Source organism: Bdellovibrionales bacterium (genome assembly GCA_019750295.1).
Lineage (GTDB): Bacteria > Bdellovibrionota > Bdellovibrionia > Bdellovibrionales > JAGQZY01 > JAIEOS01.
Window position 1 is genome coordinate 1 of sequence record JAIEOS010000076.1, and the last position, 2,529, is coordinate 2,529.

The 2,529-nt window shown below is 46.4% G+C and carries 3 protein-coding genes; 2 read left to right on the forward strand and 1 reads right to left on the reverse strand.

Annotated features, from left to right (window positions below; translation table 11 throughout):
* Positions 1-7 precede the first annotated feature (7 nt).
* On the reverse strand, positions 8-1,117 hold the full coding sequence (ribD, locus tag K2Q26_12315) for a bifunctional diaminohydroxyphosphoribosylaminopyrimidine deaminase/5-amino-6-(5-phosphoribosylamino)uracil reductase RibD (GenBank protein MBY0316301.1): 1,110 nt from the start codon (positions 1,115-1,117) through the stop codon (positions 8-10).
* Between the two features lie 71 nt (positions 1,118-1,188).
* On the opposite strand from ribD, the gene K2Q26_12320 reads away from it, so the two are divergent.
* The gene (locus tag K2Q26_12320; protein ID MBY0316302.1) at positions 1,189-1,539 is read left to right on the forward strand and encodes a rhodanese-like domain-containing protein; all 351 of its coding nucleotides are present in this window, start codon (positions 1,189-1,191) and stop codon (positions 1,537-1,539) included.
* The coding region (locus K2Q26_12325; protein ID MBY0316303.1) for an HAD-IG family 5'-nucleotidase at positions 1,526-2,529 on the forward strand (1,004 nt) is incomplete at its 3' end. The genes K2Q26_12320 and K2Q26_12325, both read left to right, overlap by 14 nt.

A 2,529-nucleotide genomic window follows, 5' to 3' on the forward strand; every position in this document is an offset into this window, starting at 1 on the left:
AAGATCGCTAGCGAGGATAGGCGATCATGAGGATGTCGCGATCGGTGCGGCGAATTTTATGGATTTCGAGGGGGATCCGCTTCTGGATATTTTCCAGGTGGAGGGAGTCGGTCCAACTGATGCCGTCCCCCAAAATATCAGGAGACATGAACTGATACAGTTTTTGAAAGGAGTGATTTCGCAGGAACTGCGAAAAGGTGAACGTTCCGCCTTCCACATACAACGAATAGATTTGCTGCTTGTACATCCACCGTAGCATATCTTCGCTGATTCCCGCATTCGACTCGATGAAATATTGTTCGACGTTCAGCTGTGGACTGACCTTCGAGGTTAAAAGAAAAATCGAACTGGGTTCGTGAGTTTTTAAAAGCTTCGAGCCTCTAAGAAATTCACTGGCCGTGCCTTTGGGATCATAGATGACAATTTTATTTTTCTTGCGACCTTCGAAGGCCGTGTCTCGAAAATCAAGAAGTGGATCATCATTGAGTAATGTGCGCGCGCCAATTAGAGTGGCATCGTGGTGGGCTCGGAGAACTCGTCCTAGTCGCCGAGACGTCTCGGATGTGATCCAACGGCTCTCCCCATTTTTAAGCGCAATCTTCCCATCTAAACTTGAAGCCAGCTTTAAAGTGATAAATGGCATTTGCGTTTGAATATTCCAAAGAAAAACTTCGGCCAGGCGCTTTGATTTTTCTGAAAACTCCGAATCAAACTCCACTTGAATTTTATTCTTTCTTAAAATTTCTAGGCCGCGACCCGAAACCAACGGATTTGGATCTTTGACTCCCACAACGACTTTTTTGAACGGTTCTCTGGCGACACGATCCGCACAAGGAGGAGTTTTTCCATGATGAGAACAGGGCTCTAAGGTGACATACATGATTCCGCCACGTAACTCATCACTGTTGAGATTTTTAAGAGCATTCACTTCGGCATGGGCTTCGCCGAATTTCGCGTGATAACCCGAGGCCAGAAATCGATGTTCCGCATCGACAATCACGCAACCGACAAGAGGATTCGGAGAAACCCAACCGGCCCCTTTGTATCCTTCGCGAAGCGCTAGGCTTTGCGCCTCTCGCGAAGTGATCGGATCAAATTTCTTGTAAGTTTTAGCCACCGCGATCTCCTTACGCAACGTCCTATGAATGACATAGAAATTTCTAACAGTCTATGGGATACTTTTCTCCTATGGAATTTACTTCAGCATCACCCAATCCGCACTTCGCAGATGTTATGGACATTGACCCTAAAGATGTGCTCAAGCACCAGTCTGAACTTTGCATTATTGATGTTCGTCGCGACGACGAATTCACGGGCGAACTCGGACATATTTCATCGGCGAAATTAATTACGCTGGATCGTCTCGAGGAAGAAATCGATTCTCTCCCCAAAGATAAACCCATCGTTTTCGTGTGTCGCAGTGGTGGGCGCTCGGCTCAAGCTTCGGAGATCGCCCTCGATTACGGTTGGGAAAATGTTTACAACATGCGCGGCGGAATGCTTCTTTGGAACGAGTACGGACTCAATGTCGAAAAATAATCCCTCTTACGTCTTTATTAATCGCACATTGAACATGCGCAAAATCAAGTGCGTTGGCTTTGATATGGATCACACATTGGTCCGATACAACAGCCAGGCCTTTGAACATCTCGCACACAAAACACTTCTTGATAAACTCATTAAAGAACGCGGCTATCCAGAGATGATTCGCACCCTTCCGTTCGATTACAATTCTGTGATTCGCGGTTTAGTTATCGATTCGGTGAAGGGAAATTTACTCAAGGTCAGCCGACATGGCGCCATCCGTGTCAGTCGTCACGGAACTCAACGCATTGACTATCGCGATCAACAGAAGAGTTACCGCGGGACATACGTGGATCTCGGCGATAAAAACTTCTCTGCGATTGATACGGCGTTTTCGCTTTCGGTGGCGATCTTGTTTGGTCAACTCGTGGATGTTCGTGATGCGAACCCCGGGACAACAATTCCGGAATATCCTCAACTCCTCAACGATATCATCGAAGTCATGGACATCGCCCACCGGGACGACTCATTAAAAAGTATAGTTCGTAAAAATTTAGCGACCTACATTTACGCCGACGAAAAAGTGGTCGAGGGCTTAGAGCGCTATAAGAAGCATGGCAAGACTCTTTTTATCGTTACGAATTCAGACTTTCACTACAGCAAAGCCCTTTTGGACTATGCCATTAATCCGTTTTTAAAGGCTCATTCCTCTTGGATGGAGCTTTTTGATTTCGTAATTACAGGTTCGCGAAAGCCTCGATTTTTCTTTGATCAGCAAAACTTTTTAAAAGTGAACCCGGCCGACGGCTCATTGACCAACTATGATCAACATCTCGTGCCGGGAATTTATCAGGGGGGCTGTGCCGACCTCTTCGAAAAGAGCCTTGGTTTACATGGTGATGATATCCTGTATGTGGGCGATCATATATATGGCGATGTGGTTCGACTTAAGAAAGATTGCAAGTGGCGGACCGCACTCGTGATTGATGAGCTCGAGCAAGAGAT

Bases quoted from the DNA above. Each gene is read 5' to 3' on its own strand.
- K2Q26_12320 (MBY0316302.1), top strand. From the start codon at position 1,189: ATGGAATTTACTTCAGCATCACCCAATCCGCACTTCGCAGATGTTATG.